This window comes from Streptomyces sp. NPDC046308 (assembly GCF_055588065.1).
The window spans coordinates 111,956-128,010 of sequence record NZ_JBVJFB010000003.1 but is presented as its reverse complement, the minus strand read 5'-3'; the positions used below and the strand labels follow the sequence as shown (position 1 = coordinate 128,010).

Below are 16,055 nucleotides of genomic sequence, written 5' to 3'. Positions count from 1 at the left end.
CCCGGTCGTGATCCCACGGCCGGGGCCCTCCGCGCTCTGCGGGGCAACGGGTCGATTTGTCGCTTATGGTCAGCCGGGAGGATGGCAGAAGGAGGCGCCCCGTGCCCAGCCCCACCCCCGTACCTCCCCGCGACCGGGCCGACACGCCCTGGCGCTCGGAAGGCGCCCCGCCCACGCCTCCGCCGAGGAAACGGATGCCGGGTGGCTGGAGGGGGCTGATCCTCGCCGCACTGATCGTCTACCTGGTGACCAACCTCGTGCTGTCCTTCTTCAACGAGGGGGACGAGCCGACGATCTCGTACACCGAGTTCAGCAAACAGGTGACCAGCAGCAACGTCTCGAAGATCTACTCCAAGGGCGACGCGATCCAGGGCGAGCTGAAGGCCGGGCAGCCGCTGCCCGACGGGGACAAGGGCGACTACACCAGATTCGTCACCCAGCGCCCGGCCTTCGCCGACGACGACCTCTGGGCCAACCTCACCAAGCAGAACGTGACCGTGACGGCCTCCCCGGTCGTCGTACAGCGCAGCTTCCTCGCCAACCTGCTGCTCTCCCTCGCCCCGATGCTCCTGCTGGTCCTGCTGTGGGTGGTCATCGCCCGCCGGATGGGATCGGGGATGGGCGGCATGGGCGCCCTCGGGCGCAAGGCCCCGCCCAAACCGGTGGAGCTGGAGACGGGCGACAAGCGCACCACCTTCGAGGACGTCGCCGGCATCGACGAGGTCGAGGGCGAACTCAACGACGTCGTCGACTTCCTCAAGAACCCGCAGGCCTACCGGAAGCTGGGCGCCCGGATGCCCGGCGGCGTCCTCCTGGCCGGGCCGCCCGGCACCGGCAAGACCCTGCTGGCGCGCGCGGTCGCGGGCGAGGCCGGGGTGCCGTTCTTCTCCGCCTCCGCCTCCGAGTTCATCGAGATGATCGTCGGCGTCGGCGCCTCCCGCGTCCGCGAGCTCTTCACCGAGGCGCGCAAGGTGGCCCCCGCGATCATCTTCATCGACGAGATCGACACCATCGGCCGGGTGCGCGGCGGCGGCGCGGCCATGGGCGGCCACGACGAACGCGAACAGACCCTCAACCAGATCCTCACCGAGATGGACGGCTTCTCCGGCTCGGAGGGAGTGGTCGTCCTCGCCGCCACCAACCGGGCCGACGTCCTCGACCCCGCCCTGACCCGGCCCGGCCGCTTCGACCGCACGGTGGCCGTCTCCCCGCCCGACCGGGGCGGCCGCGAGGCCATCCTGCGCATCCACACCCGGGACATCCCGCTCGCCCCGAGCGTCGACCTCGCCCAGGTCGCCCGTACCACCCCCGGAATGACCGGCGCCGAACTGGCCAACCTCGCCAACGAGGCCGCGCTGCTCGCCGTGAAGCGCCGGCAGGACCAGGTCACCCAGTCCGACCTCTCCGACGCCCTGGAGAAGGTCCAGCTCGGCGCGGAGCGGTCCCTGGTGATGCCGCTGGAGGAGCGCCGCCGCACCGCGTACCACGAGAGCGGCCACGCCCTGCTGGGCATGCTCCAGCCGGGCGCCGACCCGGTCCGCAAGATCACGATCGTGCCCCGCGGCCGCGCCCTCGGCGTCACCCTCTCCACCCCGGACGCCGACCGGTACGCGTACACCGAGGAGTACCTGCGCGGCCGCATCATCGGGGCGCTCGGCGGCATGGCCGCCGAACACGTCGTCTACGACGTCATCACCACCGGCGCCGAGAACGACCTCGAACAGGTCACCAACATCGTCCGCGGCATGGTCGGCCGCTGGGGCATGAGCGACCGCGTCGGCAAGCTCACCGCCATCCCCTCCGACGGAGGCGGCCCGTACGGCCTGTCCGCCGCCCCCGCCACCCTCGACGCGGTCGACCACGAGATGCGGCGGATCGTCGACGAGTGCTACATGGACGCCTGCCGCCTGCTGCGCGAACACCGGCCGCAGCTCGACGCGCTGGCCGAGGCCCTGCTCGCCAACGAGACGCTGGACGAGGCGGCCGCCTACGCCGCCGCCGGGATCACGCGCCTGACGAAGGCCCACGACGCCGACTGACGGACGGCCGCCCAAGCCGCAGGAATCAGCCCGTCCGGGCGATCACGTACCGGAAGATGTTCGGCAGCCACACGGCGCCGTCGGACCGCTCGAACGGGTGAAGCGCCTCGGCCAGCTCCTTCTCCGCCAGCGCGGGGTCGGCCGCGCCGTCGTAGAGCCCCGTGGACACCAGCCCGCGCACCGCGCTGTCCACGTCCGCGTACCCGAACGGGCAGAACACCCGCCCCGAGCCGTCCGGTGTGAGCCCGGCCCGTTCCACCAGCGCGTCCAGGTCGCGGGGCGAGGGCCCGCCCCCCAGGACCGCGGGCACCGTGCAGCGTTCCGCCGGGCCCCAGTCGGCCAGCACCACCGCCCCGCCGCGGCGCACCGCGGGCAGGGCCGCGGCCAGCTCCCCCGGGGACGGCGAGAAGGCCAGCAGGGCGTCGTACGGGCGCGGCGCCGGCGGCGGGGCCGCCAGTACCTCCAGCAGCCGCTCACGGGCCAGGGCCCGCCGGGCCGGATCCGCCTCCACGCCCGTGGCCACGGCCCCCCGCCCGGCGGCGAGCAGCAGGGGCAGGCCGGCCCCGCAGCCGAGGCCCAGCAGCCGGTCACCCGGCCCTACCTCCAGTCGGTCGTAGACCGCTTCGTACAGCGGTACCAGCATCCGTTCCTGGATCTCCGCCCAGTCCCGGGCGACGAGCGTCGCCGTCGGCGTCGGTGTCATCGAAAGAGCGCTCCTGATTCCGTGTCGCCCCCTTGCCCCCGTTGCCAGAGAACTCCCCATTCGCGCCCGCGTCCAGAGGAGCGCGCCACCCGATTCACGCATCGCGTGCCCGGCGCCGTACGATTCGCGGCATGGCAAAGGCACCCGTTCTCACCCCGCAGGCGGAGGATTTCCCCCGCTGGTACCAGGATCTGATCAACAAGGCCGAGCTGGCCGACAACGGTCCGGTCCGCGGCACCATGGTCATCCGACCGTACGGCTACGGCCTGTGGGAGCGGATGCAGCAGGAGATGGACGCGCGCATCAAGGACGCGGGCGCCCAGAACGCGTACTTCCCGCTCTTCATCCCGCAGTCCTACCTGACGAGGGAAGCCGAGCACGTCGAGGGCTTCGCCCCCGAGCTCGCGGTCGTCACGCACGGCGGCGGCAAGGAGCTCGAAGAGCCGGTCGTCGTCCGGCCCACGTCCGAGACGATCATCAACGACTACTTCTCCAAGTGGGTCCAGAGCTACCGCGACCTGCCCCTGCTGATCAACCAGTGGGCCAACGTGGTCCGCTGGGAGATGCGCCCGCGCGTGTTCCTCCGTACGAGCGAGTTCCTCTGGCAGGAGGGCCACACCGCCCACGCCACCTACGAGGACGCCCGCGACTACGCCGCCCGCATCCACACGGACGTCTACGGCGACTTCATGACGAACGTGCTCGGCATCGACGTCGTGCTGGGCCGCAAGACCGCCAAGGAGCGCTTCGCCGGCGCCATCAACACCCTCACCCTCGAGGGCATGATGGGCGACGGCAAGGCCCTGCAGCTGGGTACGAGCCACGAGCTCGGCACGAACTTCGCCAAGGCCTTCAACACCCAGTACCTGTCGAAGGAAGGCAAGCAGGAGCTCGTCTGGCAGACCTCGTGGGGCGTCTCGACCCGCATGGTCGGCGGCCTGATCATGTCCCACGGCGACGACAACGGCCTGCGCGTCCCGCCGCGCCTCGCGCACGTCCAGGTCGTCGTCATGGCGATCAAGGGCGACGAGGCCGTCGCCAAGGTCCGCGAGCTCGGCGCCCAGTTGAAGGCGGCCGGTCTGCGCGTCCAGGTCGACGACCGGGTGGACACCCCCTTCGGCCGTCGCGCCGTTGACTGGGAGCTCAAGGGCGTACCGGTGCGCATCGAGATCGGCCCCCGCGACCTGGAGGCCGGCACCGCGATGCTGGCCCGCCGGATCCCGGGCGGGAAGACCCCGGTGCAGATCGACGCGCTCGCCGACCTGCTGCCCAAGGTGCTCGACGAGGACCAGGCGCAGCTGCTGCGCGAGTCCCGCGAGCGCCGCGAGTCCCGCACCTCCGACGTCGCGACCATCGAGGAGGCCGCCGAGGCCGCCGTCGCCGGTGGCTGGGCCCGGATCCCGTGGGCGGACCTCGGTCCGGAGGGCGAGGCGAAGCTGGCCGAGCAGGCCGTCTCCGTGCGCTGCCTGATCGCCGAGGACGGGTCGGTTCCCGAGGCGGACGACGCTCCCGGTACCCTCGCGATCGTCGCCCGCTCGTACTAGTCGGGTCGTACTGGTCGGGTCCCGAAGGTTCCTGCGCCCCGGCGTGCGGCTCGTGCCGCGCGCCGGGGCGGCTTCGTCGGTGGTCCTCGTTAAGTACCGACTCCTCCTGGGATCGGCGCACCCGTCCTCGTCGGGACGCATGAGACTGAACTGACTGGTACGTGCAAAAAATTTGGAATGGCCCGGAATCGGAACACCCGGGCACCCCGGCTCGTTGTCACGACGTGAGCACGACACCACCTGTTCTCGCCGCAGAGCTGGCGCAGGCGTGGGCCGATATTCAGCGGCACCACCCCGAGCTGCCTGACCTTGCCGCGCCCGAGTCCCTGATCGGAGAGTCCTCGTCCGCCTGCGGCGCCGAGCTCTCCTTCGAGCGACTGCTGCACGAGGCAGTCCACGGCATCGCCGCCGCCCGCGGAGTCCGAGACACCTCGCGCGCCGGCCGCTACCACAACCGCAGATTCCTCGCGATCGCCGAGGAGCTGGGGCTGGACCACTCCGAGGAACCGCACGCCAGCAGCGGCTTCTCGCTCGTCACGCTCAACCCGGAGGCGAAGCGCCGCTACCGCCCCACCATCGAACGGCTGCAGCGCGCCCTCAAGGCGCACACCGCGGCCACGGCCGCCGACACCAAGCGCAGCTTCCGCGGACCGGCCGCCCGGCACGGGTCCTCCGGCGGCGGCGTCCGCGTCAAGGCGGTCTGCGACTGCGGGCGCAACGTACGGGTGGTCCCCTCCGTGCTGGCCCAGGCGCCGATCGTGTGCGGCGGGTGCATGAAGCCCTTCCGCATCCCCGAAGTCGCCATCGCGGCGGCCTCCTGACCGCCGTCACCGTCGCCACCGGGGCCACCGCCCCACGGCGAACCGGCCGCCGGGCTCCCGCCCCCACCGGGGCGACCGCCGACGGCGTGCACGCGGGCAGCCCGCACCGCCGCACCACCGGCGGGCCGCGCTCCGCGCCCCGCACCGCCGTCCCCGTGGCACGCCATGTCCGCACGGGGGCGGGAGCGGGCCGCCTCCGTGAGCCGGACCACCCCGCCCGGCTGAGCGCCGCGCGGGCGTATGGCACAATGGCTAGCTGTACTCGACAGTCGCATAGGACCCCTCTCTCCTCCGGCTGACGCGTCCATCGGGCACCCGAGTACCGCAACCCCACGTGGCATCTCATGTGCCCAACCACGTCAAGTTCAGGAGACACCACTCCAGTGGCAGTCAAGATCAAGCTCAAGCGCCTCGGCAAGATTCGCCAGCCGCACTACCGCATCGTCGTCGCCGACGCCCGTACCCGTCGGGACGGTCGCGCGATCGAGGAGATCGGTATCTACCACCCGACCTACAACCCGTCGCGCATCGAGGTCAACGCCGAGCGTGCGCAGTACTGGCTGTCCGTCGGCGCCCAGCCCACCGAGGCTGTGCTCGCCATCCTGAAGCTGACCGGTGACTGGCAGGCCCACAAGGGTCTCCCCGCCCCCGCGCCGCTCCTGCAGCCGGAGACGAAGGAGAGCAAGCGTCGCTCCTTCGACGAGTTCGCCAAGGCCCTCGAGGGCATCGGCGAGGGCAAGGGCGAGGCCATCACGCAGAAGGCGAAGAAGGCCGACAAGAAGGCGGACGAGGCTGAGGCCGCCGCCGAGTCGACCGAGGCCTGATCATGCTCGAGGAGGCTCTTGAGCACCTCGTAAAGGGCATTGTGGACAACCCCGACGAAGTGCAGGTCGCCTCGCGCAACCTGCGCCGCGGGCAGGTGCTCGAGGTCCGGGTCCACCCCGACGACCTCGGCAAGGTGATCGGCCGCAACGGCCGCACCGCGCGTGCTCTGCGTACCGTCGTGGGCGCCATCGGCGGCCGTGGGATCCGCGTCGACCTCGTCGACGTGGACCAGGTCCGCTGAGCAGTTGAATCACCGGCACGGGCCGGGGAGGGCATTCGTGCCCACCCCGGCCCGTCGTCGTCTGAACAGGAGAGAGACCAAGTGGAGCTGGTAGTCGCGCGGATCGGCCGCGCCCACGGCATCAAGGGTGAGGTCACCGTCGAGGTGCGCACGGACGAGCCGGAGCTGCGCCTCAGCCCCGGCGCGGTGCTCAAGACGGAGCCCGCCACCGCGGGACCGCTGACCATCGAGACGGGCCGGGTGCACAGCGGCCGCCTGCTGCTCCGCTTCGCCGGCGTCAAGGACCGCACCGGGGCCGAGGCGCTGCGCAACATCCTGCTGATCGCCGAGGTGGACCCGGCGGAGCTGCCGGAAGAGGAGGACGAGTACTACGACCACCAGCTGATGGACCTGGACGTGGTACTGGAGGACGGCACCGAGATCGGCCGGATCACCGAGATCTCCCACCTGCCCTCGCAGGACCTCTTCATCGTCGAGCGGCCGGACGGCTCCGAGGTGATGATCCCCTTCGTCGAGGAGATCGTCGCCGAGATCGACCTGGAGGAGCAGCGCTGCGTCATCACCCCGCCGCCCGGGCTGATCGACGAGCGCGAAGCGGTCGTCGCCTCGTCCCGTGACGAGGAAGCGGTCCCGGACGAGGACGCGGCTCCTGACGCGGGCCCGGCCCGTGACGCGGACTCCGGGGACAACGCCTGATGCGACTCGACGTCGTCACGATCTTCCCCGAGTACCTGGAGCCGCTGAACGTCTCCCTCGTCGGCAAGGCCCGTGCCCGCGGGCAGCTCGACGTGCACGTCCACGACCTGCGGGACTGGACGTACGACCGGCACAACACGGTCGACGACACCCCGTACGGCGGCGGTCCCGGCATGGTCATGAAGACCGAGCCCTGGGGCGAGGCCCTGGACGCGGCGCTGGCCGACGGCTACGAGGCGGGCGCGCACGGCCCCGTCATGGTCGTCCCCACGCCCAGCGGCCGGCCCTTCACCCAGGAACTGGCCGTCGAGCTCTCCGAGCGGCCCTGGCTGATCTTCACACCGGCCCGGTACGAGGGCATCGACCGCCGGGTCATGGACGAGTACGCCACGCGCATGCCGGTGTACGAGGTCTCCATCGGCGACTACGTCCTGGCGGGCGGCGAGGCCGCCGTCCTGGTCGTCACCGAGGCCGTGGCCCGGCTGCTGCCCGGAGTCCTCGGCAACGCCGAATCCCACCGCGACGACTCCTTCGCGCCGGGCGAGATGGCCAACCTCCTGGAGGGGCCCGTCTTCACCAAGCCGCCGGTGTGGCGCGGCCGCGACATCCCCGAGGTGCTGCTCAGCGGCCACCACGGGAAGATCGCCCGCTGGCGCCGGGACGAGGCCTTTCGCCGGACCGCCCGGAACCGGCCCGATCTGATCGAGCGCTGCGAGGCCTCCGCGTTCGACAAGAAGGACCGGGAGATCCTCTCCATCCTGGGCTGGACGCCGTCCCCGGACGGCCGATTTTGGCGCAGGCCCCCGGCCGTGGAAGAATAGGCGGCTGCTGTACGCCCGCGAGCGCCCCTGCCACAGGGGGACCGTCGCCCGCAGGGTGGGACAGCTCCCGAATTCTCTACGGAAACCCGCTCGGCGGCCTGTGGCGTCGTGCGAAGAAAGCAGACGAAGAACATGTCTCACCTGCTCGATGGCGTCAACGCCGCCGCGCTCCGCTCGGACGTCCCGGCCTTCCGCCCGGGTGACACGATCAACGTGCACGTCCGCGTGATCGAGGGCAACCGCTCCCGTATCCAGCAGTTCAAGGGCGTCGTCATCCGTCGCCAGGGCGCCGGGGTCTCCGAGACCTTCACCGTCCGCAAGGTCTCCTTCAGCGTCGGCGTGGAGCGTACCTTCCCGGTCCACTCCCCGATCTTCGAGAAGATCGAGCTCGTCACCCGCGGTGACGTTCGCCGTGCGAAGCTGTACTACCTCCGTGAGCTCCGCGGCAAGGCCGCGAAGATCAAGGAGAAGCGCGACAAGTAAGGTCGCCTCCGGTGTTCCGGGGCGGCCGGATAGGCTCGCCCCCGATGGACACCGAAGCACCTCACACGCAGCGCGGCCACTCTTCCCCCGGCGAGGGGGAGGAGCGGCCGCGTTTTGCGTTCTCCCCGCCCGGCAGGACCGGCGCGCGGAAGCGGGCTTCCGGGGAGCCCGCGAACGGGCGGGCCTCGTCCCGGGGGCCGCTGACCTGGCGGCGGGCCGGAGTGCTCGGCGTGGTCTGCACCGTCTTCCTGCTGCTCTTCAGCAACTTCGTGGTCCAGCCCTTCCTGATCCCGAGCCGCTCCATGGAGCCGACGCTCCAGGTCGGGGACCGGGTCCTGGTCAACAAGCTGGCGTACCGTTTCGGCGGCCAACCGACCCGCGGGGACCTGGTGGTCTTCGACGGCACGGGCTCCTTCGTACGGGAACGCCCGGAGGGCAATCCGGTCGGCGTGCTGCTGCACGGCGCAGCCTCGGCGCTCGGGCTCGCGGAGCCGTCCGACACCGACTTCGTGAAGCGGGTCGTGGGCGTCGGCGGTGACGACGTGGTGTGCTGCGACGCCGCCGGGCGGGTCGAGGTCAACGGCGTGCCGCTGGACGAGCCGTACCTGTATCCCGGTGACGCGCCCTCGAAGGTGCCGTTCCGGATCGTCGTACCCCTGGGGAGCCTGTGGGTGATGGGTGATCATCGGTCCCAGTCCCGGGACTCGCGGGACCACCTCGGGGAACCGGGCGGGGGGATGGTGCCGGTGGACATGGTGATCGGGCGGGCCGACTGGATCGGCTGGCCGGTTTCGCGCTGGGGCGCGGTCGGCGGCGGTCATGGGTAACCGGGGACGGCCGCGGGGCGGCCGGGAGCGGGAGCCCGAACCGGAGCCGGAACCGACACCCGTGCCGGTGGTCGAGGGCGGCCGGGCCGAACGGCGCCGGACGGCCCGCAAGGTGCGCCGGCGCCGCCGCACGCGCCGCGCGGGCGAACTGCCGCTGCTGGTCGTGGTGGCGCTGTGCATAGCCCTGCTCCTCAAGACCTTCCTGGTGCAGGCCTTCTTCATCCCCTCGGGCTCGATGGAGCAGACGATCCTGATCGGCGACCGGGTCCTCGTCGACAAGCTGACCCCGTGGTTCGGCTCCAAGGTCGAGCGCGGCGACGTCGTCGTGTTCAAGGACCCGGGCGGCTGGCTCAAGGGCGAGGCGGCCCGACCCGCCCCCGATCCGGTCGGCGTCAAACAGATCAAGCAGACCCTGACCTTCATCGGCCTGCTGCCCTCGGCCGACGAGCAGGACCTCATCAAGCGCGTCATCGGCGTGGGCGGTGACACCGTCAAGTGCTGCGACAGCCGGGGCCGGGTCACCGTCAACGGCTCCCCGCTCGACGAGCCGTACGTCAACCCGGGCAACGCCCCCTCGGAGATCACCTTCGAGGTCGAGGTACCGCCCGGCCGGCTCTTCGTCATGGGTGACCACCGGGCGAACTCGGCGGACTCGCGCTTCCACCTCGACGAGGCCTTCGAAGGCACGATCGACGAGAAGGGGGTCGTCGGCGAAGCCGTGGTGATCGCCTGGCCGTTCGGGCACTGGAAGCGACTGGAACAGCCCGCGACGTTCCGCATGGTGCCCGATCAGGCACGGAGCGAACGACGCGGACGGCGTAAGCGCCGTCGGGGCGTGCCGTTCGCATAGTGTGTCTTCGGTCTCCCGCGCCTTAGGGAACTCCCGCTCGTTAAGGGAGGGGAGGGCCTGTGCCTGTTTCGGTGCGGGCGGCGATCGCGAGTGAGGAGTGGATGTGGGGGATGTGGCGGTAGGCGCACGATCCGGACGCGACGAGGGCGAGGAGCGGCCGGACGATGCAGTCGAGCGCGACGCCGATGAGGACGGTACCGCGGCGCGCGCGCACCGCTCGTTCTGGAAGGAACTTCCGCTCCTCATCGGCATCGCCCTGCTGCTGGCCCTGCTGATCAAGACCTTCCTGGTCCAGGCGTTCTCGATCCCCTCCGACTCGATGCAGGACACGCTGCAGCGCGGTGACCGGGTGCTCGTGGACAAGCTGACCCCGTGGTTCGGTTCCGAGCCGGAGCGCGGGGAGGTCGTGGTCTTCCACGACCCCGCGAACTGGCTCTCCGGGGAGCCGACCCCGGAGCCGAACATCGTGCAGAAGGCCCTCAGCTGGATCGGCCTGATGCCGTCCGCCGAGGAGAAGGACCTGATCAAGCGGACCATCGCCATCGGCGGGGACACGGTCGAGTGCAAGAAGGGGGGACCGGTCGTCGTCAACGGCAAGGAGCTCGACGAGCCGTACATCTTCCCCGGCAACACCCCGTGTGACGACGCCCCCTTCGGTCCGATCACCGTGCCCAAGGGCAAGATCTGGGTGATGGGCGACCACCGGCAGAACTCCCAGGACTCCCGCTACCACATGCAGGACTCCACCCAGGGCTTCGTCCCCGTGGACAAGGTCGTCGGGCGCGCCGTCGTGATCGCGTGGCCGCTCACCCGCTGGTCCACCCTGCCCGTCCCGGCCACCTTCGACCAGCCGGGCATCGGCAACCAGGCCGCCGCGACCGCGCTGGGTCTCGGGGCCTCCGGACTGGCGCCGGTCGGGCTCGGCCCGGCCGCTCTGGGGCTCGTCGGGGCGGTTCCGCTGGTCATGTGGCGCAGGCAGAAGCTGACCGGCGGTCGTACCGCCCGGTAGGGTGCCGCCCAGGTCGACGATCCCGGAGTGTGGGGGCGCTGCAATGGGCGGAACACAAGCGATACGCAGGGGCAAGAAGGGCCGCGGCGGTCTCGGCAACGTGCTGTCGGGACTGGCCGTGGCCCTCGGCTTCGCGCTCTTCCTCGGCGGCTTCGTGTGGGGGGCGTTCCTCTACCAGCCCTACACGGTGCCGACCGACTCGATGATGCCGACCGTGCGGCCCGGGGACCGGGTCCTCGCCCAGCGCATCGACGGCGAGGAGGTGCGCCGTGGGGACGTGGTCGTCTTCACTGATTCCATGTGGAGCGATTCGCCCATGGTCAAGCGGGTCGTCGGCATCGGCGGCGACACCGTGAAGTGCTGCGGCGCGGGCGGCGAACTCACCGTGAACGGCACGCCGCTGGACGAGCCGTACGCCGACACCACCCGGCCGGACACGGGTCTCGCCATGCCGCCGGGGCAGGCCCCGCCGTCCGGGACCCCCTTCGAGGTGACGGTCCCCGAGGGGAACCTCTTCCTGCTGGGCGACCGGCGGGCCGCGTCCCTGGACTCCCGGGCCCACCTGCAGGAGGCCGGGCAGGGCACCGTCCCGCGGTCGGCCGTCAGCGCCCGCGTCGACGCCCTGGCCTGGCCCTCCGCGAAGATGCTGGAGCGGCCGGCGACGTACGCCGCCCTGCCCGGCGGCACCTCGCGGCCGGGGCCGCTGCGGCTCCAGCTCGTGGCGGTGGCGGCCGGCGCCGCCCTGGTCCTGGTGGGGGCCGCGTACGGGCCCCTGGCGCGGGTCCTGGGGCGCACCCGGCGGCAGGAGCGGGCCGGTGTCCGCTGACCGGCCGGTCTCCGCTGACCAGGCCGGTACGGCACACCGGAAGGTGTCGCGGGTGATCCTGCTGGATCCGGAGGACCGGATCCTGCTGCTGCACGGCTTCGAGCCGGCGGACCCCTCGGACGACTGGTGGTTCACACCGGGCGGCGGGCTGGAGGGCGCGGAGAGCCGGGAGCAGGCCGCACTGCGCGAGCTGGCGGAGGAGACGGGGATCACAGAGGTGGAGCTGGGGCCGGTGCTGTGGCACCGCTACTGCTCCTTCCCCTTCGACGGGCGCCGCTGGGAGCAGGACGAGTGGTACTTCCTGGCGCGTACCAGCCAGACCGCGACCGAGATGGGCGGGCTCACCGAGCTGGAGCGGCGCAGCGTCACCGGAGCCAGGTGGTGGACCTCCGAGGAACTTCTCTCGGCCCATGAGACGGTGTACCCGACCAGACTCGCCGAGCTGCTCCGTACGCTGCTCGTCGACGGTCCTCCGGGTGAGCCGGTGGTCCTGGCCCCGGAAATCGTCTAGGGGCGCACGGGCCTGGCGCACAATAGGGGGACGCACGGCTGAAGGGGAACATGCCATGAGTGCCGAGGACCTCGAAAAGTACGAGACCGAGATGGAGCTGAAGCTCTATCGGGAGTACCGCGACGTCGTCGGGCTGTTCAAGTATGTGATCGAGACCGAACGCCGTTTCTACCTCACCAACGACTACGAGATGCAGGTGCACTCGGTCCAGGGTGAGGTCTTCTTCGAGGTCTCGATGGCCGACGCGTGGGTCTGGGACATGTACCGGCCGGCCCGCTTCGTGAAGCAGGTCCGGGTGCTGACCTTCAAGGACGTGAACATCGAGGAGCTCAACAAGAGCGATCTCGAACTGCCCGGGAGCTGAGCTTCCTCACCCGGAAGGGTGAGGAGGTTGTCCACAGCGGCCGGCTTGTCCACCAAGATCCACAAGGTGGGCGGGGACGCGGGACCGTCGGTGCCGGAGGTGGTGCCGGATGAACGCGAAGGGCGTGGCACAGCAGGCATTGGGGCGGTACGGCGAGGAACTCGCCGCGCGGCGGTTGACCGAGGCCGGGATGACCGTGATCGCACGGAACTGGCGGTGCCGCGGCGGGGAGATCGACATCGTCGCGCGGGACGGGGAGGCCCTCGTCGTGTGCGAGGTCAAGACCCGCCGGGCGGGTGACTTCGAGCATCCCATGGCCGCCGTGCGGCCCGCCAAGGCCGAGCGCTTACGGGGACTCGCCGGGCGATGGCTCGCCGACCACGGCGGACCGCCCCCGGGCGGCGTGCGCATCGACCTCGTCGGAGTCCTGCTGCCACGGCGCGGCGCCCCCCTGGTGGAACACGTCAGGGGGGTGGCCTGATGGGCTTCGCGCGCGCCTGCTCGGTGGCCCTGGTCGGCGTCGACGGGGTGGCGGTCGAGGTCCAGGCCGATCTGGAGCCCGGGGTCGCGGCCTTCACCCTCGTGGGGCTGCCGGACAAGACCCTCGTCGAGAGCCGGGACCGGGTGCGGGCGGCCGTGGTCAATTCCGGGCCGGCCTGGCCGCAGAAGAAGCTCACGGTCGGGCTCAGCCCCGCCTCCGTGCCGAAGTCCGGTGCCGGATTCGACCTGGCCGTCGCCGCGGCCGTCCTCGGGGCCGCCGAGGTGGTCGACCCGGCCGCCATCGCCGACCTCGTCCTCATCGGCGAGTTGGGCCTGGACGGCCGGGTGCGCCCCGTGCGCGGGATCCTGCCCGCGGTCCTCGCCGCGGCGGAGGCCGGATACCGGCAGGTGGTCGTGCCGCAGCAGTGCGCGGCCGAGGCCGCCCTCGTGCCGGACGTCTCGGTGCTCGGCGTGCGCAGCCTGCGCCAGCTGATCGCGGTCCTGACCGATGGAGTGGTCCCCGAGGAGGAGCCGCCCGGACCGCCGGGGCGCCCCGACCCGATACTGGCCGGCCTGCTCGTCCCCGGGGCGGGGCTGGGCACGGGTCTCGCACCCGGCCGCACCGGCCGCGGGGACGCTCCGGACTTCCCCGACCTCGCGGACGTGGCCGGGCAGCACACGGCGCGCCGCGCACTGGAGGTGGCCGCCGCCGGAGGCCACCACCTGTTCCTCAGCGGACCCCCGGGCGCGGGGAAGACGATGCTGGCCGAGCGACTGCCGTGGATCCTGCCGCCGCTCACCCGCCAGGACTCGGTCGAGGTCACGGCCGTCCACTCGGTCGCGGGGATCCTCCCGCCCGGCGAACCGCTGGTCGCCCGGCCGCCGTACTGCGCACCGCACCATTCGGCGACCATGCAGTCCCTGGTGGGCGGCGGGAGCGGCGTCCCCAGGCCCGGGGCGGTCTCCCTGGCCCACCGCGGCGTGCTCTTTTTGGACGAGGCCGCCGAGTTCCACAGCCGGGCCCTGGACGCGCTGCGCCAGCCCCTCGAATCGGGGCACGTGGTCATCGCCCGCGCGGCCGGGGTGGTGAGGCTGCCGGCCCGGTTCCTGATGGTGCTCGCCGCGAACCCCTGCCCGTGCGGGCGCCACACCCTGCTCGGAGCCGGGTGCGAATGCCCGCCCTCGGTGATCCGGCGCTACCAGGCGCGGCTGTCCGGGCCGCTGCTCGACCGGGTGGACCTCAGGGTGGAGGTCGAGCCCGTGACCCGCTCCGATCTGCTGGGGCAGGGCGGGCGGGGAGAGGCCACCGCCGTGGTCGCCGGGCGGGTGCGGGAGGCCCGGGAGCGCGCCGCGGCCCGGCTCGCCGACACCCCGTGGCGGCTCAACTCCGAGGTGCCCGGACAGGAACTGCGGACCCGGTGGCAGGCGGGCCCGGGGGCACTGGCGCAGGCCGAGCGCGATCTGGAGCGGGGGCTGCTCACCGCGCGCGGGCTGGACCGGGTCCTGCGGGTCGCCTGGACCGTCGCCGACCTGCGGGGGCGGGACCGGCCCGACGCGCTGGACGTGGCGGTGGCACTGGAGCTGCGGACGGGGATCACCCGCGGGGCGATCCCGGTGACGGGAGGCGCGACATGACCGGCGCCGGGGAAGGGGAAATGCTGGCGCGGGCGGCGCTCACCCGGGTGCTGGAGCCAGGCGACGAGCACGGCGGGCGCTGGCTGCGCGAGCACGGCGCGGTCGGGCTGATGGGACTGCTCACCGGCCCCGAGGCGGGACCGGAGGCCCCGGCCGGAGTGGGGCCGGAGCGGCTCGCCGGATACCGCAGACGGGCGGCGCTGGCCGATCCGCGGCGCGACCTCGAAAGGGTCGACGCGGCGGGAGGCCGGTTCGTGTTCCCGGGATCGGCGGAGTGGCCGACCCAGCTCGACGACCTCGGCGACGCCCGCCCCGTCGGGCTGTGGCTGCGGGGCCGGCCGAACCTGCGGACGTGGGCGCTGCGTTCGGTCGCCGTGGTCGGGGCCCGGGCCTGCACCCCGTACGGCGCGCACATGGCCCAGACGCTGGCCGCCGGACTCGCCGAGCGGGGCTGGGTCGTGGTCTCCGGGGCCGCGTTCGGCATCGACGGCGCCGCCCACCGCGGGGCCCTCGCCCCGGGCGGCGCGACCGCGGCGGTACTGGCCTGCGGGGTGGACGTCGCCTACCCCCGCGGACACTCCGGGCTGCTCGACCGGATCGCCGGCCAGGGGCTGATCCTCGGGGAGCTGCCGCCCGGCAGCCACCCGACCCCGAGCCGGTTCGTCCTGCGCAACCGGGTCATCGCCGCCCTCACCCGGGGCACCGTCGTCGTTGAGGCCGCCCACCGCAGCGGCTCCCTGGTCACGGCCCGGCGGGCCCAGCAGCTCGGGCGGCTCACGATGGGCATCCCGGGGCCCGCCACCAGCGCGCTCTCGGCCGGGGTGCACGAGCTGCTGCGGGGCGAGGCCGCGCTCGTCACCGACGCGGCGGAAGTCGTCGAACTGGTGGGCGCCATGGGCGAGCTGGCTCCCGAGCGGCGCGGCCCGGTGCTCGCCCGGGACCTCCTGGACCGGGACACCGCCCGGGTGCTCGAAGCGCTCCCGGCCGGACGCCCGGCCGACGCGGCCGAGCTGGCACTTGCCTCGGGCACCGGCACCGATGAAGTCATCGGCAGACTGTACGAACTTCACTCTCTGGGGTTCGTCGAACGGCAGGGCGACGGCTGGCAGTTGAGCAGACGAACGGCTGGAGGGGACACACAAACCCGGTCCACCCGGCGAGGCGGTCGTTGACCTGGGGAGTTCCGGTGAAAGAGTGAAACCGATGAGAGACGCGGTCTTCCCGATGGCAGCCGCCGGGACCGTGCGCGCGGCGCCGGTCCCGGGCGGCGCGTGCGAGCCGGGGCGCGTCTGCGCACCCGCGCCATCCCGTACTCTTCGCGCACCGCGACACTTCCGTCACGCTACGCTCCCAAGGAATCCGGCTCCGGCAAAGGCGAAG

The 16,055-nt window shown here is 72.3% G+C and carries 17 protein-coding genes and 1 pseudogene; 17 read left to right on the top strand and 1 reads right to left on the bottom strand.

The window, feature by feature from the left end; genetic code table 11:
* Nucleotides 1-65: 65 nt before the first annotated feature.
* Nucleotides 66-2,039, top strand: a complete 1,974-nt coding sequence (gene ftsH, locus ACZ6JT_RS14425; RefSeq protein ID WP_469209842.1) for an ATP-dependent zinc metalloprotease FtsH — start codon at nt 66-68, stop codon at nt 2,037-2,039.
* Between the two features lie 25 nt (nt 2,040-2,064).
* On the opposite strand, the gene ACZ6JT_RS14420 is transcribed toward ftsH, so the two are convergent.
* On the bottom strand, nt 2,065-2,742 hold the full coding sequence (locus ACZ6JT_RS14420) for a methyltransferase type 11 (RefSeq protein ID WP_469209841.1): 678 nt from the start codon (nt 2,740-2,742) through the stop codon (nt 2,065-2,067).
* A 131-nt stretch (nt 2,743-2,873) separates the two neighbouring features.
* Here ACZ6JT_RS14420 and proS point away from each other — a divergent pair, with 131 nt between their 5' ends.
* From proS to dprA, 16 genes and pseudogenes are all read left to right on the top strand, one after another.
* Nucleotides 2,874-4,286 carry a proline--tRNA ligase gene (gene proS, locus ACZ6JT_RS14415; RefSeq protein WP_469209839.1) on the top strand — a complete coding sequence of 471 codons (1,413 nt, stop codon included), beginning with the start codon at nt 2,874-2,876 and terminating at the stop codon, nt 4,284-4,286.
* A 224-nt stretch (nt 4,287-4,510) separates the two neighbouring features.
* Complete coding sequence (locus tag ACZ6JT_RS14410; RefSeq protein ID WP_030708534.1) at nt 4,511-5,107, top strand: hypothetical protein; 597 nt, start codon at nt 4,511-4,513, stop codon at nt 5,105-5,107.
* Between the two features lie 383 nt (nt 5,108-5,490).
* Nucleotides 5,491-5,931: a 30S ribosomal protein S16 gene (gene rpsP / locus ACZ6JT_RS14405; protein WP_030386406.1), complete on the top strand. Its 441-nt coding sequence runs from the start codon at nt 5,491-5,493 to the stop codon at nt 5,929-5,931.
* Between the two features lie 2 nt (nt 5,932-5,933).
* Nucleotides 5,934-6,173: an RNA-binding protein gene (locus tag ACZ6JT_RS14400; RefSeq protein ID WP_030011889.1), complete on the top strand. Its 240-nt coding sequence runs from the start codon at nt 5,934-5,936 to the stop codon at nt 6,171-6,173.
* A gap of 81 nt (nt 6,174-6,254) precedes the next feature.
* Nucleotides 6,255-6,869, top strand: a complete 615-nt coding sequence (rimM, locus tag ACZ6JT_RS14395) for a ribosome maturation factor RimM (protein ID WP_469209835.1) — start codon at nt 6,255-6,257, stop codon at nt 6,867-6,869.
* Nucleotides 6,869-7,690, top strand: a complete 822-nt coding sequence (trmD, locus tag ACZ6JT_RS14390; RefSeq protein WP_469209833.1) for a tRNA (guanosine(37)-N1)-methyltransferase TrmD — start codon at nt 6,869-6,871, stop codon at nt 7,688-7,690. The genes rimM and trmD overlap by 1 nt, the downstream gene beginning before the upstream one ends.
* 132 nt (nt 7,691-7,822) lie before the next feature.
* Entirely contained in the window at nt 7,823-8,173 is a 351-nt protein-coding gene (gene rplS, locus ACZ6JT_RS14385; protein ID WP_030823745.1) for a 50S ribosomal protein L19, read from the top strand.
* A 44-nt stretch (nt 8,174-8,217) separates the two neighbouring features.
* Complete coding sequence (lepB, locus tag ACZ6JT_RS14380) at nt 8,218-9,000, top strand: signal peptidase I (protein ID WP_469209831.1); 783 nt, start codon at nt 8,218-8,220, stop codon at nt 8,998-9,000.
* A pseudogene (lepB, locus tag ACZ6JT_RS14375) lies at nt 8,993-10,039 on the top strand (signal peptidase I). Before lepB (ACZ6JT_RS14380) ends, lepB (ACZ6JT_RS14375) begins: the two are co-directional and overlap by 8 nt.
* The gene (lepB, locus tag ACZ6JT_RS14370) at nt 9,963-10,859 is read left to right on the top strand and encodes a signal peptidase I (protein WP_030708547.1); all 897 of its coding nucleotides are present in this window, start codon (nt 9,963-9,965) and stop codon (nt 10,857-10,859) included. The pseudogene lepB (ACZ6JT_RS14375) and the gene lepB (ACZ6JT_RS14370) overlap by 77 nt, the downstream one beginning before the upstream one ends.
* A gap of 43 nt (nt 10,860-10,902) precedes the next feature.
* Entirely contained in the window at nt 10,903-11,685 is a 783-nt protein-coding gene (gene lepB, locus ACZ6JT_RS14365) for a signal peptidase I (protein ID WP_469209829.1), read from the top strand.
* On the top strand, nt 11,675-12,196 hold the full coding sequence (locus ACZ6JT_RS14360; protein ID WP_469209827.1) for an NUDIX hydrolase: 522 nt from the start codon (nt 11,675-11,677) through the stop codon (nt 12,194-12,196). The genes lepB (ACZ6JT_RS14365) and ACZ6JT_RS14360 overlap by 11 nt, the downstream gene beginning before the upstream one ends.
* Nucleotides 12,197-12,251: 55 nt before the next feature.
* Nucleotides 12,252-12,560, top strand: coding sequence for a DUF2469 domain-containing protein (locus ACZ6JT_RS14355; RefSeq protein WP_005311352.1), 309 nt, complete (start codon nt 12,252-12,254; stop codon nt 12,558-12,560).
* 109 nt (nt 12,561-12,669) lie between these two features.
* Nucleotides 12,670-13,041, top strand: a complete 372-nt coding sequence (locus ACZ6JT_RS14350; RefSeq protein ID WP_469209825.1) for a YraN family protein — start codon at nt 12,670-12,672, stop codon at nt 13,039-13,041.
* Nucleotides 13,041-14,675, top strand: coding sequence for a YifB family Mg chelatase-like AAA ATPase (locus ACZ6JT_RS14345; RefSeq protein ID WP_469209823.1), 1,635 nt, complete (start codon nt 13,041-13,043; stop codon nt 14,673-14,675). The genes ACZ6JT_RS14350 and ACZ6JT_RS14345 overlap by 1 nt, the downstream gene beginning before the upstream one ends.
* On the top strand, nt 14,672-15,847 hold the full coding sequence (dprA, locus tag ACZ6JT_RS14340; protein WP_469209822.1) for a DNA-processing protein DprA: 1,176 nt from the start codon (nt 14,672-14,674) through the stop codon (nt 15,845-15,847). Before ACZ6JT_RS14345 ends, dprA begins: the two co-directional genes overlap by 4 nt.
* Nucleotides 15,848-16,055: the final 208 nt, after the last annotated feature.

What these genes read in the sequence shown, in the direction of transcription:
- ACZ6JT_RS14420 (WP_469209841.1), bottom strand. Translation starts at nt 2,742, where the DNA reads ATGACACCGACGCCGACGGCGACGCTCGTCGCCCGGGACTGGGCGGAG.
- trmD (WP_469209833.1), top strand. Translation starts at nt 6,869, where the DNA reads ATGCGACTCGACGTCGTCACGATCTTCCCCGAGTACCTGGAGCCGCTG.
- ACZ6JT_RS14355 (WP_005311352.1), top strand. Translation starts at nt 12,252, where the DNA reads ATGAGTGCCGAGGACCTCGAAAAGTACGAGACCGAGATGGAGCTGAAG.
- ftsH (WP_469209842.1), top strand. Translation starts at nt 66, where the DNA reads ATGGTCAGCCGGGAGGATGGCAGAAGGAGGCGCCCCGTGCCCAGCCCC.
- proS (WP_469209839.1), top strand. Translation starts at nt 2,874, where the DNA reads ATGGCAAAGGCACCCGTTCTCACCCCGCAGGCGGAGGATTTCCCCCGC.
- dprA (WP_469209822.1), top strand. Translation starts at nt 14,672, where the DNA reads ATGACCGGCGCCGGGGAAGGGGAAATGCTGGCGCGGGCGGCGCTCACC.
- lepB (WP_469209829.1), top strand. Translation starts at nt 10,903, where the DNA reads ATGGGCGGAACACAAGCGATACGCAGGGGCAAGAAGGGCCGCGGCGGT.
- ACZ6JT_RS14400 (WP_030011889.1), top strand. Translation starts at nt 5,934, where the DNA reads ATGCTCGAGGAGGCTCTTGAGCACCTCGTAAAGGGCATTGTGGACAAC.
- lepB (WP_469209831.1), top strand. Translation starts at nt 8,218, where the DNA reads ATGGACACCGAAGCACCTCACACGCAGCGCGGCCACTCTTCCCCCGGC.
- ACZ6JT_RS14350 (WP_469209825.1), top strand. Translation starts at nt 12,670, where the DNA reads ATGAACGCGAAGGGCGTGGCACAGCAGGCATTGGGGCGGTACGGCGAG.
- rplS (WP_030823745.1), top strand. Translation starts at nt 7,823, where the DNA reads ATGTCTCACCTGCTCGATGGCGTCAACGCCGCCGCGCTCCGCTCGGAC.
- ACZ6JT_RS14345 (WP_469209823.1), top strand. Translation starts at nt 13,041, where the DNA reads ATGGGCTTCGCGCGCGCCTGCTCGGTGGCCCTGGTCGGCGTCGACGGG.